Origin of the sequence: Micromonospora avicenniae (genome assembly GCF_900156065.1) — a bacterium.
In the GTDB taxonomy this organism is placed as follows: Bacteria; Actinomycetota; Actinomycetes; order Mycobacteriales; family Micromonosporaceae; genus Micromonospora; species Micromonospora avicenniae.
The window spans coordinates 1-15366 of sequence record NZ_FTNF01000017.1; the positions used below are offsets into that span (position 1 = coordinate 1).

General features: G+C 71.7%; 14 protein-coding genes. 6 read left to right on the plus strand and 8 right to left on the minus strand.

Annotated elements, in window-relative coordinates; translation table 11 throughout:
- Nucleotides 1–589: 589 nt before the first annotated feature.
- Entirely contained in the window at nt 590–1873 is a 1284-nt protein-coding gene (gene tyrS / locus BXA10_RS22650; protein ID WP_076472931.1) for a tyrosine--tRNA ligase, read from the minus strand.
- A gap of 107 nt (nt 1874–1980) precedes the next feature.
- On the opposite strand from tyrS, the gene BXA10_RS22655 reads away from it, so the two are divergent.
- Complete coding sequence (locus tag BXA10_RS22655; RefSeq protein WP_425436108.1) at nt 1981–2367, plus strand: PaaI family thioesterase; 387 nt, start codon at nt 1981–1983, stop codon at nt 2365–2367.
- Between the two features lie 7 nt (nt 2368–2374).
- On the opposite strand, the gene BXA10_RS22660 is transcribed toward BXA10_RS22655, so the two are convergent.
- The 3 genes from BXA10_RS22660 to BXA10_RS22670 all read right to left on the minus strand — a co-directional run bounded on the left by BXA10_RS22660 (nt 2375) and on the right by BXA10_RS22670 (nt 5018).
- Nucleotides 2375–3700, minus strand: a complete 1326-nt coding sequence (locus tag BXA10_RS22660; protein ID WP_076472837.1) for a hemolysin family protein — start codon at nt 3698–3700, stop codon at nt 2375–2377.
- A 141-nt stretch (nt 3701–3841) separates the two neighbouring features.
- The gene (locus BXA10_RS22665) at nt 3842–4486 is read right to left on the minus strand and encodes a hypothetical protein (protein ID WP_076472838.1); all 645 of its coding nucleotides are present in this window, start codon (nt 4484–4486) and stop codon (nt 3842–3844) included.
- Nucleotides 4487–4538: 52 nt separating this feature from the next.
- Complete coding sequence (locus tag BXA10_RS22670; RefSeq protein ID WP_076472839.1) at nt 4539–5018, minus strand: GNAT family N-acetyltransferase; 480 nt, start codon at nt 5016–5018, stop codon at nt 4539–4541.
- 350 nt (nt 5019–5368) lie between these two features.
- On the opposite strand from BXA10_RS22670, the gene BXA10_RS22675 reads away from it, so the two are divergent.
- On the plus strand, nt 5369–6265 hold the full coding sequence (locus tag BXA10_RS22675; RefSeq protein WP_076472840.1) for a universal stress protein: 897 nt from the start codon (nt 5369–5371) through the stop codon (nt 6263–6265).
- A 258-nt stretch (nt 6266–6523) separates the two neighbouring features.
- Nucleotides 6524–7390: a universal stress protein gene (locus tag BXA10_RS22680; RefSeq protein WP_076472932.1), complete on the plus strand. Its 867-nt coding sequence runs from the start codon at nt 6524–6526 to the stop codon at nt 7388–7390.
- Between the two features lie 65 nt (nt 7391–7455).
- Here BXA10_RS22680 and BXA10_RS22685 read toward each other — a convergent pair whose 3' ends face one another.
- Both BXA10_RS22685 and BXA10_RS22690 read right to left on the minus strand, forming a co-directional pair.
- Entirely contained in the window at nt 7456–8079 is a 624-nt protein-coding gene (locus tag BXA10_RS22685) for an FMN reductase (RefSeq protein ID WP_076472841.1), read from the minus strand.
- On the minus strand, nt 8076–9215 hold the full coding sequence (locus BXA10_RS22690) for an LLM class flavin-dependent oxidoreductase (protein WP_076472842.1): 1140 nt from the start codon (nt 9213–9215) through the stop codon (nt 8076–8078). Before BXA10_RS22690 ends, BXA10_RS22685 begins: the two co-directional genes overlap by 4 nt.
- A 224-nt stretch (nt 9216–9439) precedes the next feature.
- Between BXA10_RS22690 and BXA10_RS22695 the strand changes: the two genes are divergently transcribed.
- Entirely contained in the window at nt 9440–10060 is a 621-nt protein-coding gene (locus BXA10_RS22695) for a DNA-3-methyladenine glycosylase (protein ID WP_076472843.1), read from the plus strand.
- 138 nt (nt 10061–10198) lie between these two features.
- Here BXA10_RS22695 and BXA10_RS22700 read toward each other — a convergent pair whose 3' ends face one another.
- Nucleotides 10199–11989: a stealth family protein gene (locus BXA10_RS22700; protein ID WP_245828378.1), complete on the minus strand. Its 1791-nt coding sequence runs from the start codon at nt 11987–11989 to the stop codon at nt 10199–10201.
- A gap of 270 nt (nt 11990–12259) precedes the next feature.
- Complete coding sequence (locus tag BXA10_RS22705) at nt 12260–14299, minus strand: DUF6541 family protein (RefSeq protein ID WP_139338096.1); 2040 nt, start codon at nt 14297–14299, stop codon at nt 12260–12262.
- A 165-nt stretch (nt 14300–14464) separates the two neighbouring features.
- Here BXA10_RS22705 and BXA10_RS22710 point away from each other — a divergent pair, with 165 nt between their 5' ends.
- A complete protein-coding gene (locus BXA10_RS22710) occupies nt 14465–14893 on the plus strand; it encodes a DNA-binding protein (protein ID WP_245828381.1) in 429 nt (142 codons plus the stop codon).
- Nucleotides 14894–14990: 97 nt separating this feature from the next.
- On the plus strand, nt 14991–15344 hold the full coding sequence (locus BXA10_RS22715; protein WP_076472845.1) for an MmcQ/YjbR family DNA-binding protein: 354 nt from the start codon (nt 14991–14993) through the stop codon (nt 15342–15344).
- Nucleotides 15345–15366 lie beyond the last annotated feature (22 nt).

Genomic DNA, 15366 nt, shown 5'->3' on the forward strand with positions numbered 1-15366 from the left:
CCCACAAAATGAGGCCAACCAGTCCGGGGTAATAAATCAATTTGGCACTGGCTTATCAAGCACCCTGTTGAGTTCTCAAAGAACAACCACACACCATCCGACAAACCCCCAACAAGAGGGCCCGTCATCCGGGGCATTTCGCTCCGCGTCCCGCCGCTCCCGCGCCGGGCACTCTTACTACGTTACCCGCCGATTTCCGCACTGTCAAACCGCTGTAACCCGGTTTCACACGCTTCCACCCATAACGCGGGCACCCCCGAATCCACCGGCTACCGCCGCCTTCATCAAAGGAATTCAGCAGACCGGCCGCCACGGTCACCCGCAAGCTCGCCCGGCACCCTGCCGACCGTCGACCATACCCGGCCGGTTCCGCCCCACCAAATCCGCCCTACAGCGAACCCGGGGCACCGCCCAGATTTTGAATCAGCGAAGCTCAGCCCCGCCGACCCGAAGGTCTCCGCCACGCTCCGGCCTCCAGGACTTTCGCCCCGTTTCGTCCGTTCCGCGCTGGCAGAGAGAAAGTTACGCGTCCCGCGGACCGATCGTCAAATCCGCGGGACGCGTCGCGCGTCACACCGTCGACAAACGACTATCGCCGCAGCTCAACGCCGGCGAAGGAGCGCTTGCCCCGGCGCAGCACCAGGTACCGACCATGCAGGAGGTCCTCCGTCGACACCGTGGCGTCCACCTCGGTCACCCGGTTGTTGTTGACGTACGCACCGCCCTCGGCGATCACCCGGCGGGCTTCCTTCATGCTCGGTACCAGCCCCGACTCCTTGAGCAGGCCGGCGACGTCCGGCAGTTCGTCGAGATGGACCAGCCCAGCCTCGGTGAGCGCGGCGCGCAGGGTCTCCGGCGAGAGTTCATCGAGCGCGCCCCGACCGAAGAGCGCCTGGCTGGCCGCCACCGCCTGGGCCATCTCCCGCTCCCCGTGCACCAGCGTGGTGAGCTCCTCGGCGAGTGCCCGCTGGGCCAGCCGGGCCTGCGGGCGCTCGGCGGTGGCCTTCTCCAGCTCCTCCAGCTCCTCGCGGGAGCGGAAGCTGAAGTAGCGCAGGTAGCGGGTCACGTCGCGGTCGTCGGCATTGAGCCAGAACTGGTAGAAGGCGTACGGGCTGGTCATCTCCGGGTCGAGCCAGACCGCGCCGGACTCGCTCTTACCGAACTTGGTGCCGTCGGACTTGGTGACGAGGGGCGTGGTGAAGGCCTCCACCGGTCCGGCGCCGCGGCGTCGGATGTAGTCCACGCCGGCGGTGATGTTGCCCCACTGGTCGGAGCCGCCGTACTGGAGTTGGCAGCCGTGCCGGCGGTGCAGCTCGAAGAAGTCGTTCGCCTGAAGCAGCTGGTAGCTGAACTCGGTGAAGCTGATGCCGGTCTCCAGCCGAGCCTTGACCACCTCGCGGGCCAGCATCTTGTTCACCGGGAAGTGCTTGCCGACGTCCCGGAGGAACTCCACCACGGACATCTCGCCGGTCCAGTCCAGGTTGTTGACCAACCGGGCCGCGTTCTCCCCCTCGTAGGAGACGAAGGGCGACAGCTGGTCACGAATGCGCTGAACCCAGCCGGCGATCACCTCCGGCGGGTTCAGGTTGCGCTCGGCGCTCTCCTTCGGGTCGCCGATCTGGCCGGTGGCGCCGCCCACCAGCAACAGCGGCCGGTGCCCGGCCAGCTGGAGCCGACGGCCCATCACGACCTGCATCAGGTTGCCGACGTGCAGACTGGGCGCCGTCGGGTCGAAGCCCACATAGAAGGTGGTGCTCCCGCCGTCGAGCAGCTCACGCAGCTCGTCGAGGCCGGTCGAGTCCTGGATCAGGCCCCGCCACAGCAGGTCGTCGGTCAGGGAGTCCCGCCCGTGCGGGAGGTTGCTGTCGGTCACGGTCACCAATTCTCCCCCATCTCCGGCCCTGGCCCGTACCGGGTTTGGCGAGGCTCGCGGAGACTAGGCTGGCGCTCCAACGAAGGTGAGAAGGAGGCGCCGTGGAGATGCCGGATCCAACCGGGGGCTTCGTCGCCCTGCTCGGCCTCAAGTTCGATGAGGTCAGCGGCGACCGGGTGGTCATCCGCTGGCAGGTCCGCCCCGAGCTGCACCAGCCATTCGGCATCCAGCACGGCGGGGTCTACTGCTCGGTGGTGGAGACCGCGGCGAGCGTGGGCGCCGCTGTCTGGCTGGCCGACCGGGGCACCGTGGTGGGGGTGTCGAACCAGACCGACTTCCTGCGCGCGGTACGCGACGGCGAGCTGACCGCGGTCGGCACCCCGATCCACCGGGGCCGCAGCCAGCAGCTCTGGCAGGTGGAGATCACCGACGGCGATGAGCGCCTCGTCGCGCGCGGCCAGGTCCGGTTGCAGAATCTCGCCCCCGCCGCCTGACCTCGAGTCAGCCGCGTGCGCCGTCGAGGAGCGGCTGCGCGTCGGGCACGTCCGCGGCCGGATCGGCACGGCGGCGCAGCCGTACCTCCGTGATGGCCCGGTGGTCGATGCGAGCGACCTCCAGTCGCCAGGCGTCGACCGTGACGTCCTCACCCGTGGCCGTGGGAATGTGCCCGAGACAGGCGAGGACCAGCCCAGCGATCGTGGTGTAGTCGCCGGCCGGGCGGCCCGGCAGCTCGACGCCGACGGCGGGCAGGTCGTGTACCGGAAAGGTGCCGGGCAGGCGCAGCGCGCCGTCCGGATCGGTGCGCACCGCGCGTACGTCCCGATCCGTCTCGTCGTAGATCTCCCCGACGATCTCCTCCAGGATGTCCTCGAGGGTGACGATGCCGTCGACCGCGCCGCGTTCGTCCACCACCAGCGCGATGTGCTGGCGTTCGGCCTTGAACTGGCGCAGCGCGTCGACCACGGGCAGCGAGTCGGGCAGCAGCATCGGGGGGCGTACGCACTCGTCGACCGGCCGGTCCGCCGGCACACCGACGAGGTCCCGCAGGTGGATCACGCCCACCGCGTCGTCCAGCCCGCCGTGACGGACGACCGGCGCGCGGGAGTGGCCGGTGGCGGCCAGGACCAGCCGGGCGGCCTCCGCGGTCGTCCCGCTGTCCAGGCAGAAGACCTGCAACCGGGGCACCAGCACGGCCCGCAACCGCCGGTCGGCGATCTCCACGGCGCCGGCGATGATGGTCTGCTGCTCCTTCGTGAAGCCGTGGTTGCCGGAGACGATGTCCCGCAGTTCGTCCGGGCTGATCTCGTCGCGCTGCGGGCTCGGGTCGAGCCCGACCAGCCGTACGACGAGGTCGCTGGTGGCACCGAGCGCCCAGACGGCCGGGCGGGTGAGGCCGGCGAGCAGGTCCAGGGGACGGGCCACCAGCAGCGCCCACCGTTCGGCGGACTGCATGGCGATCCGCTTCGGGGCCAGCTCGCCGAAGACCAGGGTGACGAAGGTCAGCGCGAGGGTGACCACCACGATGGCGACCGGCTCGGCCGCCGCGCCGAGCGGCCCGAGCAGCGGGATCAGCGGGCGTGCCAGCGAGACGGCCGCGGCGGCCGAGGCGAGGAAGCCGGCGAGCGTGATCCCGATCTGGATCGTGGCCAGGAAGCGGTTCGGGTCGGTGGCGAGCCGGGCCAGCACGCGCCCGGCTCGGCTGGCGCGTTCCAGCCGCTGGATCTGGCTGTCCCGCAGCGAGACCAGGGCCATCTCACTGCCGGCGAAGGCGGCGTTCAGCACGACAAGGACCCCGACCAAGGCCAGTTGGCCCCAGTAGCTCTGCACGCCCGGCTCTCCCTCGCGCGACCGCGCCGGACTCCACCGGCGCCACCGCCCGGCGGACCCGGTCGGCGTACGCGCATCTGTGCCCAGCGGGCGGGGCCGTGAATCCTCGCCGGGCGGGTACGGATCCGGGCGACCGGCGGCTCAGGAGCCGACCGGCAGGTCGAGGACGTACGCGTCGCCGGTGCGGCGGAAGCCGAGCCGGTGGTAGTACGGGGCGACCATGCCGGGCGGGCTGACCACCCGGCGGAAACCCCGGTCGGTGAAGAGGCGGCTCTGCCGGTACACGAACTCTCCCGGCGTGAAGTCGCGGAACCGCTGGGTGACGTAGTCCAGGTCGATCTGGGCGACGTCGTGCGCCTCGGCGTGTGCCAGCACCACACCGACCACCTCGTCGGCGCGGACCACCAGGAACGCCGATCGCTCCGCCGTGCCGGTCGGCCGGTCGTCGCCGGCCGGCCAGCGGAAGCCGGGGTTGAACTTCGCGATGTCCACAGCGTGCACCCGCAGGGTGTGGGCCAGGAACTGGTCGTGGACGCCGACCTCGACGACCTGGTAGGTCGTCTCGTCGTGCCGGGTGGCGAGCATCCGGCGCAGGTACCAGACGTTGATCACGGCGAGTACGACGTTGAGCCCGACCATGGGCCATACCCGGAGGGCGGCGTTGTAACCGATCAGGATCAGACAACCGATCAGGTTCAACGCACGCAACCGCAGGACGCTCGTCTGCAGCAGGGACCAGACCAGCACCGCGGAGCCGACCCAGCCGAAGAGTTCCAGCCAGTTCACCCCGCGAGGGTAGTGGTCCTCCAGCTGCGGGTGTCCGGCGGGCGCGCCGCCGTCAGGCGTTCAGTTCCAGCACGTACTCCTCGACGTCGCCGCCACGGCCGGCGGCGTAGGCGTGGTCCTCGCCCCGGATGACGAACCCGCACTTGCGCAGCACCGCGAGGGAGCCCAGGTTGTCCTTGGCGGCGCGGGCGTGCACCGGACGCTGTGGCAGCTCGCGCAGCAGGCTGCCGAGCGCGCGGGTGGCGTACCCCTGGCCCCAGTGCCGCCTGTCGATCCAATAGCTGACCTCCGTCTGCTCGCCGACGGGGAAGGCGAGCACGTGACCGACCACCTGCCCGTCGACGGTGACCGTCCGCGAGACGATCCCGGGGTCGGTACGCACCCGGCGCCAGTGGTCGGCGAAGGCTCGCCGGTCGGCGGGGTCGTCGGCCGTGAAGGCCGCCATCCGGATCGCCTCTGGATCCAGTTGGTGGCGGTAGAACTCCGGCAGGTCGTCGTCGCGCACGGGACGCAGGCGCAGCTCAGCGGTCACGCGGAGAGGATAGGCCCGCGGCCGGGAACCCGGGGCGCGGGTGCCGTGGGCACGCCGGCGGCGGCCGTGGCCGGCCGGGCGGGTGGTGATCCCCTCATTCGACCGCAGCGGGCGCCTCCGGGGACAGGATGTTGGACCGGGGTCACACGGACGCGACGCCCGAGCTGTGGTGGTCGGGTGCGGCGGTACCTTCGGGCGGTCGCGCAGCAGCACGGCGACCAGACGCGTAATGCGTGAGGACAGCGGGCCGAGCCGGGTGATCCGGGACCAACGGCCCGCGATCCGGGACGAGCTGCCCTGACCGACCGTCGGCCGGCGAGGAAAGCTCGAACCGGACGAAGGAGGTAGGCATGACCATCAACACCGGAGCCCCCGTCGTGGTGGGTGTGGACGGTTCCGACGCTGCCCTGGACGCGGTCCGGGTGGCCGCCCGGGAGGCCGAACACCGGCACCGTCCGCTGCGGATCGTCCACGCGTTCAGCTGGCCGCTCACCGTTGCCGATCTCGGCCCCGCGCCGTTCGCCGCGGAGACCGCCGGACTGCGCGATGAGGCGGAGAAGTTCGTCGCCCAGGCCGTGGCCGAGGCCGGCAAGGTGACCCCGGACGTTCCGGTCACCGGCGCCGTGGTCGACGGAGCGGCGACCCCGGTTCTGCTCGACGAGGCCCGCGACGCCGCGCTCGTGGTGCTCGGGCACCGTGGCCTGGGCGGTTTCGCCGGTCTGCTGATCGGGTCGGTCACCGTCCAGGTGTCCGCCCGGGCGCAGTGCCCGGTGCTCGTCGTACGGGGTGAGCCTCGCGCCGACGGCCCGGTAGTGGTGGGCGTGGACGGGTCCGAACTGTCCATCGAGGCGGTCGACTTCGCGTTCGAGGAGGCGGCTCGCCGGGGCACCTCGCTGGTCGCCGTGCACGCCTGGCTGGACCCGGTCGTGCTGTTCCCGGGAGCTGTGGTTCCGCCGGCGACCGACCTGGCGGCGTACGCGGACGACGAGCGACGGGTGCTCGCCGAGTCCGTGGCCGGTCACGCCGAGCGCTACCCGGAGGTGTCGGTCCGGCACGAGCTGGTTCACGGCTCCCCTGCGCAGGCGCTCATCGAGCAGTCCCGCGACGCCCAGCTGGTGGTCGTCGGCGCGCACGGTCGCGGCGCGCTCGGCGGCCTGCTGCTCGGCTCGGTCAGCCACGCGGTCCTGCACCACACGCAGTCGCCGGTGGCGATCGTGCGGCACGCGCGTACCGGCGAGGGGTCCTGACGCGGGTGGCGGCAGGTACCGCCGACCGTTCCTGACTGCGGCCGCGCCGACCGGTTTCCCGGTCGGCACGGCCGCTCGTCGTCGTGGCGTGCGCGCGACGTGCGATGGCCGGCCACCGTGGCCTGGTCTCGGCGGGTCGGTGCAGGTCTGGCGTGTCGCGGGTGCGACTTGGGCGGCAGCGGCGCCGGGCGGGTGGGAAACGCCCCGGGCGGGTACGCCGACGCCGACAATGACCTGGTCGAGCGTTGGGAGGCCCGCATGAACCGACCCGTCGTGGTGGGGGTGGACGGCTCCCCGGCGAGCCTCGTCGCGGCCGAGGAGGCGGCCCGTGCGGCGGTGCGACGGCAGCTTCCGCTGCACCTGGTGCACGGCTACCTGCATCCGCTCGGGTACGGGGCACCGCTCAACCCGTACGACCTGGGTGTGCCGGCGCCGACCGAGGCCGCCCAGCAGATGTTGGAGCAGACGGCGGCGGAGCTGGCCGGCGACCAGCCGGGGCTGCACGTCGAGGTACGGCAGGTGGCCGGTGGCCCCGGCGCGGCTCTCGTCGAGGAGTCGCACCGCGCGGAACTGGTGGTGGTGGGCAGCCGGGGTCTGGGCGGCTTCACCGGTCTGCTGCTCGGCTCGGTGGGCACGCAGGTCGTCGCGCACGCGCACTGCCCGGTGCTGGTGGTACGCCCGGCCGACGGGCCGGTGCCCGTGCTGGGACCGGTGCTCGTCGGCGTCGACGGATCCGAGTCCGCGTCGTTGGCGGTCCGCTACGGCGCCGACGAGGCCGTCCGGCGCGGCGCCGAGCTCGTGCTCGTACACGTCACGGGAGACGATCACACCGATGCCGTGCGGGCGCAGGTCCCGCGGGCGGGCGGGGCGACGCACCCGGAAGATGAACCGTTGCTCGCCACCGCCGTCGCCGCGGCCCGGGTCGAGCACCCCGACCTGACCGTCACGGGCCGGGCGGTCCGCGCGCCGTCAGCCGAGCAGGCGCTGATCGAGGCGAGCCGGGACGCGGCGCTGGTGGTGGTGGGCACCCGGGGCCGGGGCGGCTTCGTCGGCATGCTGCTCGGCTCGGTGAGCCAGGCGCTGGTGCAGCACGCCCACTGCCCGGTGCTCGTCGCCCACCCGTAGGGTCGGGCGGGCTGACGAGCGTTGCGCGGTCGCCCTCGACGTACCCGTCGGCGGCGCGGCCCCGCTCAGGACTCGCGCCGGTTGAGCAACTCCTCGAAGCTGGTCGTCAGCGCGAACGGGTCGGACGGCCCGGTGGACACCGGCCGCCGGTGCATCTGTTCGGCGAGTTCGGCGGCGGCCCGCTCGATCCGGGATCGCAGCGCGGCGTCGGCCGTCCCGCTCGCCCAGTCCTCCGGGGCGGCGAAGACCGACGTCGGCACCACCACCGCGTGCAGGTAGGCGAAGAGCGGTCGCATCGCGTGCTCCATGGCCAGCGAGTGACGGGCCGTGCCACCGGTCGCGGCGATCAGCACCGGCCGGTCCGTCAGCGCGTCCGCCTCGATCAGGTCGAAGAAGGACTTGAACAGCCCGTTGTAGGACGCGTTGAAGATGGGCGTGACCGCGATCACCCCGTCGGCGCCGGTCACCGTGTCGAGCACGGCGCGCAGCGACTCGGCGGCGAAACCGGTGATCAGATTGTTGGCCACGTCGTGGGCGTGCTCGCGCAGGACGACGTGACGCAGCTCGACGGTCTCTCCCCGGCCGGCCAGCTCGTCGCGCGTGGCGGCGGCGAGCTGGTCGGCGAGCAGGCGGGTGGAGGACGGCTGGCTGAGGCCGGCCGAGACCACCGCGAGGGTGCGCTGGGTCATCGGTTCGCCTCCGGCGCCTTGCCGGTCACGTCGTCGACGGCGTGGACGGTGGTGTCCTTGGCTCCGCCCGCCTTGGCGACGAGCGAGGCGTGGGTCGGCGCCACCGGCACGTGCGCCGGACGCAGCGAGTCGAACTCCTTACGCAGCACGGGGATGACCTCCTCGCCGAGGATGTCGAGCTGCTCCAGCACGGTCTTGAGCGGCAGCCCGGCGTGGTCGATGAGGAAGAGCTGACGCTGGTAGTCGCCCACGTAGTCGCGGAACGACAGGGTGCGTTCGATGACCTGCTGCGGGCTGCCGACGGTCAGCGGGGTCTCCGTGGTGAACTCCTCGAGCGACGGCCCGTGCCCGTAGACCGGGGCGTTGTCGAAGTACGGCCGGAACTCACGCACCGCGTCCTGCGAGTTCTTCCGCATGAAGACCTGCCCGCCGAGGCCGACGATGGCCTGGTCGGCGGAGCCGTGGCCGTAGTGCTCGAAGCGCTGCCGGTAGAGGTTGACCAACCGCTGGGTGTGCTCCTTCGGCCAGAAGATGTGGTTGTGGAAGAAGCCGTCACCGTAGTACGCGGCCTGCTCGGCGATCTCGGGGCTGCGGATGGAGCCGTGCCACACGAACGGCGGTACGCCGTCCAGCGGACGCGGCGTGGAGGTGAACGACTGCAGCGGGGTGCGGAACCGTCCCTTCCAGTCGACCACGTCCTCCCGCCACAGCCGGTGCAGCAGGTCGTAGTTCTCAATGGCGAGCGGGACGCCGTTGCGGATGTCCTGACCGAACCACGGGTAGACCGGGCCGGTGTTACCGCGCCCCATCATCAGGTCGACCCGCCCGTTGGACAGGTGCTGCAGCATCGCGTAGTCCTCCGCGATCTTCACCGGGTCGTTGGTGGTGATCAGCGTGGTCGCGGTGGAGAGCAGCAGCCGCTCGGTACGTGCCGCGATGTAACCGAGCATGGTCGTCGGCGACGAGGGCACGAACGGCGGGTTGTGGTGCTCGCCCGTGGCGAACACGTCGAGCCCGACCTCCTCGGCCTTCAACGCGATGGCCACCATCGCCTTGATCCGCTCACTCTCGGTCGGCTCCCGACCGTTGGTCGGATCGACAGTCACGTCACCGACGCTGAAGACTCCGAACTGCATGACATGCTCCTCGGGTTGTTGGCCGCGGCCCGGCGGCCGTTACGCACCCGACAACATACTTGACGACTCAATAATTCCAACAATGGACCACCATCGTGGCGGCCGTCACCCCACCGGTCGCGGACCCTTCCGGGCCAGGGACTACCCCGCCCGAAGCCGTCCACGCGGCCCGCCCAGCACCGCCGGAGGCCGGGCTCCTCTTCCCCCGGTACCCTTGCCCCACGATGACGTACCCCTGGCTTCAGGCACCCGCCGCACAGGTCGCGACGACCGCCCGAACCCTGCTCGGCTGGACCGTGTCGGCCAACGGCGTCCGGATCCGGCTCACCGAGGTCGAGGCGTACGCCGGCACCGGGGAGGACCCCGCCTCACACGCCCATCGAGGGCCGACTCCGCGCAACGAGGTCATGTTCGGACCGGCGGGACACATCTACGTGTACTTCGTGTTCGGTATGCACTGGTGCATGAACATCGTGTGCGGCCGCGAGGGTGAGGCCGCGGCCGTCCTGCTGCGCGCCGGAGCCGTGACCGATGGGCTGGAGATCGCCCGGGAGCGCCGCGGCAATGCCCCGGATCGCGACCTCGCTCGCGGGCCGGCACGGCTCGTCACGGCGCTCGGACTCGGCCGCGACGCCAACGGCACGTCAGCCCTGGACGGCTCCGGGCCGATGCTCCTGACCCCGCCGCCGGCACCCGTCGACCCGTCCCTGATCGCCGCCGGACCGCGCGTCGGTGTCGCCGCGGCGCACGACACGCCCTGGCGGTTCTGGCTGGTGGGCGAGGAGAGTGTGAGCCCGTACCGCCGCCACGTCCCGCGCCGCCGCCCGTCCACCCTGCCGGTCTGACCTGCGGACCGCTGCGACCGGAGGCGTGCCGGCCGGAGTCGGACCGGCACACCCGTCGTACCCGGCATCGCCGACACGTCCACGCCGCGCCGCCCGCGGTGCGGGTGGTGGCCGCGCGCCCGGCCACCACCTCGCCCGTCAGTGCACCGGCTCGGGCTGGCCGGCCGGACCGAGGGGGGCGCGACCGACGCCCTGCCGCGGAGCCGCGCCCGCCGGCGGGGCGGTGAGCAGCTCCGCCGCCAGGGCGGACGCGGTGCGTCCCCGCCGCTGCGCCTCCACCTCCGGCGACACCTCGAAGGGCGCCCGGAACGGAAGGTACGCGGAGAGGAAGTCCGCCAGCATCGCCTGCTGCTCGGAGTGCAGGACCTCGCTCGAGTCGGTGTCGTTCAGGCAGAACACGTCGCAGTGCCGTCGGGACAGCAGCGCGGCCAGCTTCACCGGAGTGGAGGGGTGCGCCAGGTCGGCGTAGGTGTACCGGATGGAGCCGGGAACCGAGGTGCCGGAGAGGTACGACCAGTAGTGCTGCAGCGAGGACGGGATGGACAGGTCCTTCGGGTGCCGGAACTGGTGCTCGGCGGTGGCCAGCACCTCGTCCGGCAACTGCCGCTCGATGTCCTCCAGCACACTGCGGCGCAGCGGGTACGGCACGTGCCGCATCTTCTGCGAGATGGTGCGCCCGAAGCGCTCCTCGATGTGCCGGCGGTTGTTCTTACCGGCGGCCGTGACCGGGGCGTCGTGCACGGTGGCCGGGCCGACGTCGAGCTGGGCGGGTGAGGGGAAGAACTTGGCGATCCCGTTGGCGTGGAAGAACGCCGTCGGCACCAACGGCCGGCCGAAGAACATGTCGTCGTTGACGTAGATGAAGTGCTCACTGAGCCCGGGGATGCGGTGCAACCGGGACTCGATGGCGTGCGAGTTGAAGGTCGGCAGCCGCCCGGTGTCGGCGAAGATCTCCCGGTGCCGCACCACCCGGACCATCGGGTGCGTGACGTCCAGCCACGGCGGGACCTGATCGTCCGTGACCAGGTAGACCTGCCGGACCCAGGGCGCGTACGCGACAAGCGACCGCATGGAGTAGCGCAACTCGTCGCGGCTGACGTAGCGCGCGTCGTTCGCGGCGACCTCGTTCATCTCGGCCGCACCGTGCTCACGCAGTGCGCGGTTCTTGCGCTCGCGCCAGTCGCTGTCGTCGCCGTCGACCCAGGTGTAGACCACGTCGATGGGGAAAGTGACCTCGTCGTAGGAGAGACCGGCGAACTCGGCCCGGCTCCGGCAGGTGGTGTCGTCACCGGCGAAGCGGCTCAGCCGCCGGGTCGGCACGGCGACGGTGGCGCCGGCCGTCGGCAGGGCCGCGGCGATCCGGTTGGGACGTGGCGCCACGATGTGCGGGATCGGGTACTCCTCGGCCGGCGCGTCCGGCCAGAACTCCACGTCGCAGGCGAAGGCGCGACCGAGGACGGTACGGCCGAACGGGTCGGTGACCGCGGCGAAGACCTGCGCGACACCCCCCTGCCGGCCCGGCCGTGCGCGATCGGGGAGGCGGACCGTCACGCCGTCCTTCGCGCTCACCGTGGCCAGCGCCCGCAGCGCCGCGTCCCGATCCTGCTCCCGTACGGCGACCGCACTTCGGCGCTCGTTCAGCGTCGGCACCGCGAAGTACGAGACCCCGGCCTCGTCGAACGCCGCGGTCACCAGGTCGAGGTTGTGTAGCCACCGCTCGGCGGGCGTCGCCGCCGCGACCACCCGCGCCTGGACCTGCCCCGCGCCATCGCGTACCGTGCGCAGCTTGCCCAGTGGGGTGCGCGTCCCGCGCGAGGAGATCCGGGTCAGTCGACGCACCAGCCAGAGCTGCCGCTGCGGCGGCAGGACCTGGAGCATCCGGAGCCGGTGTTCCTTCGGCAGCATCCGGTAGACACGTAGCGCTATCAACGCACGGCCTCCCGTCGCAAGCAGGCCGTAACCGGCCGGCCGGCGCCGCGACCGATCACCGGTCGCCTGCTGAGGTGCCTGTGGTTCACCTTGCCCCCGTCTCCCTCTGCCGCCCGACAACCGGGTCGGCGTGCGGTGGAAATTCCTGCCCGGCCTGCGGCTCGTCGTCCTGCGGGCGGCCGGACGGTCGGGTATCCACGAAAGTAACAACTAATTCAGCTGTTGGCTGCCATCCGATCACCGGGTGTTTCCGGCCGGATGGCGGACAGATTACCCAGCCTGGTCCGGACAGACCCGTCCCGCTTCGGTGACCTGGTAGATCCGGATGTCGTCGACCCGGTGCACCAGCGTCAAGCGGTCGCTCCGGTCCAGACGCGACTGTCGATAGTGCGCCCGCCAGCCCGGGTAGTTCCCGCTGCCGACGATCACGTACCCGATGGCGAGCCGGCGAACGGCACAGCCGGCGGCTGGCGCGTCGGCGTTGTTGACCAACCAGCGCCAGGCACGCCAGCGGTCCTCCCAGTTGTCCGCGACCGCCTTCTCCAGCGGCGGGATACCGAAGAGCAACGGCGTGCCGTAGTCGGCGTACGACCACGTCATGAACTGCCGGTGCCGGTCGTAGGCGACGACCTGGCCGGGCTGCACCCGGCCGTCGAGCCACTCGAACGCGCGGCTGTAGGAGTCGCCGACCGGGGCCCGTCGCTTCACCTCACCGCGCAGCGGGTGCCAGGTGCCCGGCACCGCGGCGAGCAGCGCCAGGCTCAGCACCACCGCGGCGGCGACAGCGGCGCCGGGCGTCAGGTTGCGGATGGGCCGCCGCAACGCCGTCACCCGCCCGCCGAGCAGGGCGAGCAGACGACGCAGGCCGAGCCCGAGCACCACGGCGCCGGCCACCGTCGCCACCCCGTACACCGGGAAGATCATCGACCAGGGGCGTGCGGGATCGCCGTACCAGAGGGCGGCCAGACTCTGCACGAGCGCGGCGTTCGAACTGATGGTGACGATGCCGACCAGCGTGAAGACCAACCCTGCCACCAGCCACGGCCGTGCCCAACGCAGCGACCGGAGTACCAGGGCCAGCGGCGAGGCGAGCAGGCACGCGACGGTGATCCAGAGACCTATCCGGACGCTCAACGGCCAGGGCGCGACGTGCTCGGTGCCCGGCGTCGGGAAGCCCAGCAGGACGTACCGCTGCGGATCCGTCAACCAGAACTGGACAGCCTCGCCCCACCGGCCGAGCAGCTGCGGCTTCTCGGTCAGGCGCTCGCCGCCCGCGCCGACGATCGTGCCCAGCAGGGGCGCGAGCGTGCCGGCCCCGGCGACCACCATCGCGACGGCGGCCGCCCCGACGGTCCGCCACCGCAGGCGTTCTCGCAACGCCACGGCCAGGCCGAGCGCGAGCACGCCGATGAAGAGCACGTCGTAGGAGTGCATCATGACGACCCCGGCACCGCCCAGGCCGGCGAGCAGACCCATCCGCACCGGATGCCGGCCTCGCAAGGCCAACGCGATCAGCAGCGCCAGCCCGCCGGCCAGGCACGGCGCCGCCTGCTCGGTGATCCGGCCGGAGAGCAACGACACCCACATCGGGCCGATGAACACCGGCGCGGTGGCGGCGGCCGCCGCGACGACCGGGCGCCCACCCAGCGCCCGGACGCAGGCGTAGATGCCGGCGGCCAGAGCGAACGGCCCGACCAGCAGTGCCCAGGTGGTCATCACGGTGCTCATGCGACCGCCGGAGAGCTGTGTCGCCTGGGCCCAGGCCACGTTGGCGGCCAGCGGATAGAACTCGCAGGAGGTCACGGTGTCGGTCGAGCCGGAACTGCACGCGGCGGTGATCGCGGTGGTGCCGGTGTCCAGGATGCGACGGCTCAGGTAACCGTGGTTCATCGCGTCCCACCCGGGCGGGGCGGCGAGCCGGCCGACGATCAGCCAGCCGTAGCCGGCGGCGATCACCGCCGGCACGGCCAACCCGACGACGTCGGCCAGACGTGGGCGGACCGACGGCAGCCGGAAGCGGGCCCACCGGGACCGCGCACCGCGGTCGGCGCCGTCCTCGACGAGGCCGCGACCGAGCAGCCGCGACAGCGTGATCGCCGCGCCCGCCAGCACGAGCTCGGCGACGAGTACGGCCGCGGCGCTGTCGGGCAGGCCGAGGGGCCGTAGCCAGGCCATGGCCACGGAGATCAGGCCGAGGGTGAGCGCCGGGGACGCCGCCCAGGCCGCCCAGCGGTACCGCCCCGGCGGCAGGGCGAACCCCAACAGGGCTCCCGGTACGACGGCGACCAAGAGCGCAACGAGGCTGGTCAACTGCGGTGCCCTCCCCCGTTTGAACAAGCGCCGCGCAAAAGCCCGGTAAGCATAGGGGAAACGATCGGTTAATGCGGCCCCACCACCCTGCCTGCTCGGTCCCGGCCCGTCCCGCCGTCCCGATCTTCAACAATCTGTTGACAAGGAAGTGTTAAAGGGGTTCCAATGGACGACATGGCCACGCTGAACAACGATCCGTTCACCGCTCCGGACGCTGCCCAGGCTCGCGCGCACCGCAACTACGCGGCGCTGCTGCGAATCGCGGAACGGCACGCGGGCACCGACGCCAGCCGCCGGCGGTACGCCCACCCCGACGTCCCGGACGCCTACGAGGCGGCGACCCTGGTGATGGCTCTCGCTGGCGGTGCGGAGCTGGAACCGGGTGAGGAACCGGTCGACCAGGCCGACCTGATGGCCGCGCTCACCCTGATCCCGCACGTTCGAACAGAGGTGGACGTGCTGGAGACCGGCCTGTTGCAGGCGGCCCGCGGCCGCGGAATGACCTGGCAGGCCATCGCCTTCGGGCTCGGCCTGGGCAGCGCGCAGGCCGCGCAGCAGCGCTACGACCGCCTCACCGCACGCACCGCCGACTAGTTACATACGCCCGGAGCTTCAGCCGGCACTTTCAGGCCAGGTTCCATCGAGCCCGCAGTGGGATCAACAGTGGGAGCCGACCCGACGGGAGAGCGTGATGCGACGCGAGGAGATGCTGGCGTACTGCCTGGCGAAGCCCGGTGCGTGGCTGGACCAGCCGTGGGAGGACGACGAGGTGGTCAAGGTGGGCAGCCGGATCTTCGCGTTCCTCGGCTCCCCCAGCACCGACCCCACCTTGGGCGTGAAGTGCGGCCCGAGCCGGGAGGTGGCCGACGAGTGGCTGCACCGGCACCCGGCGGACGCCCGGGTGATGCCCTACATCGGACGGTCCGGCTGGAACACCCTCCGGCTCGACGGCGGGATCGACGACGAGGAGCTGATCGAGGCGGTCGACGCGTCGTATGACGCGGTGGTGGCGAAGCTGCCGAAGCGGGAACGGCCGACCGGCTGAACGGCCCCGGCACCGAGCGGAT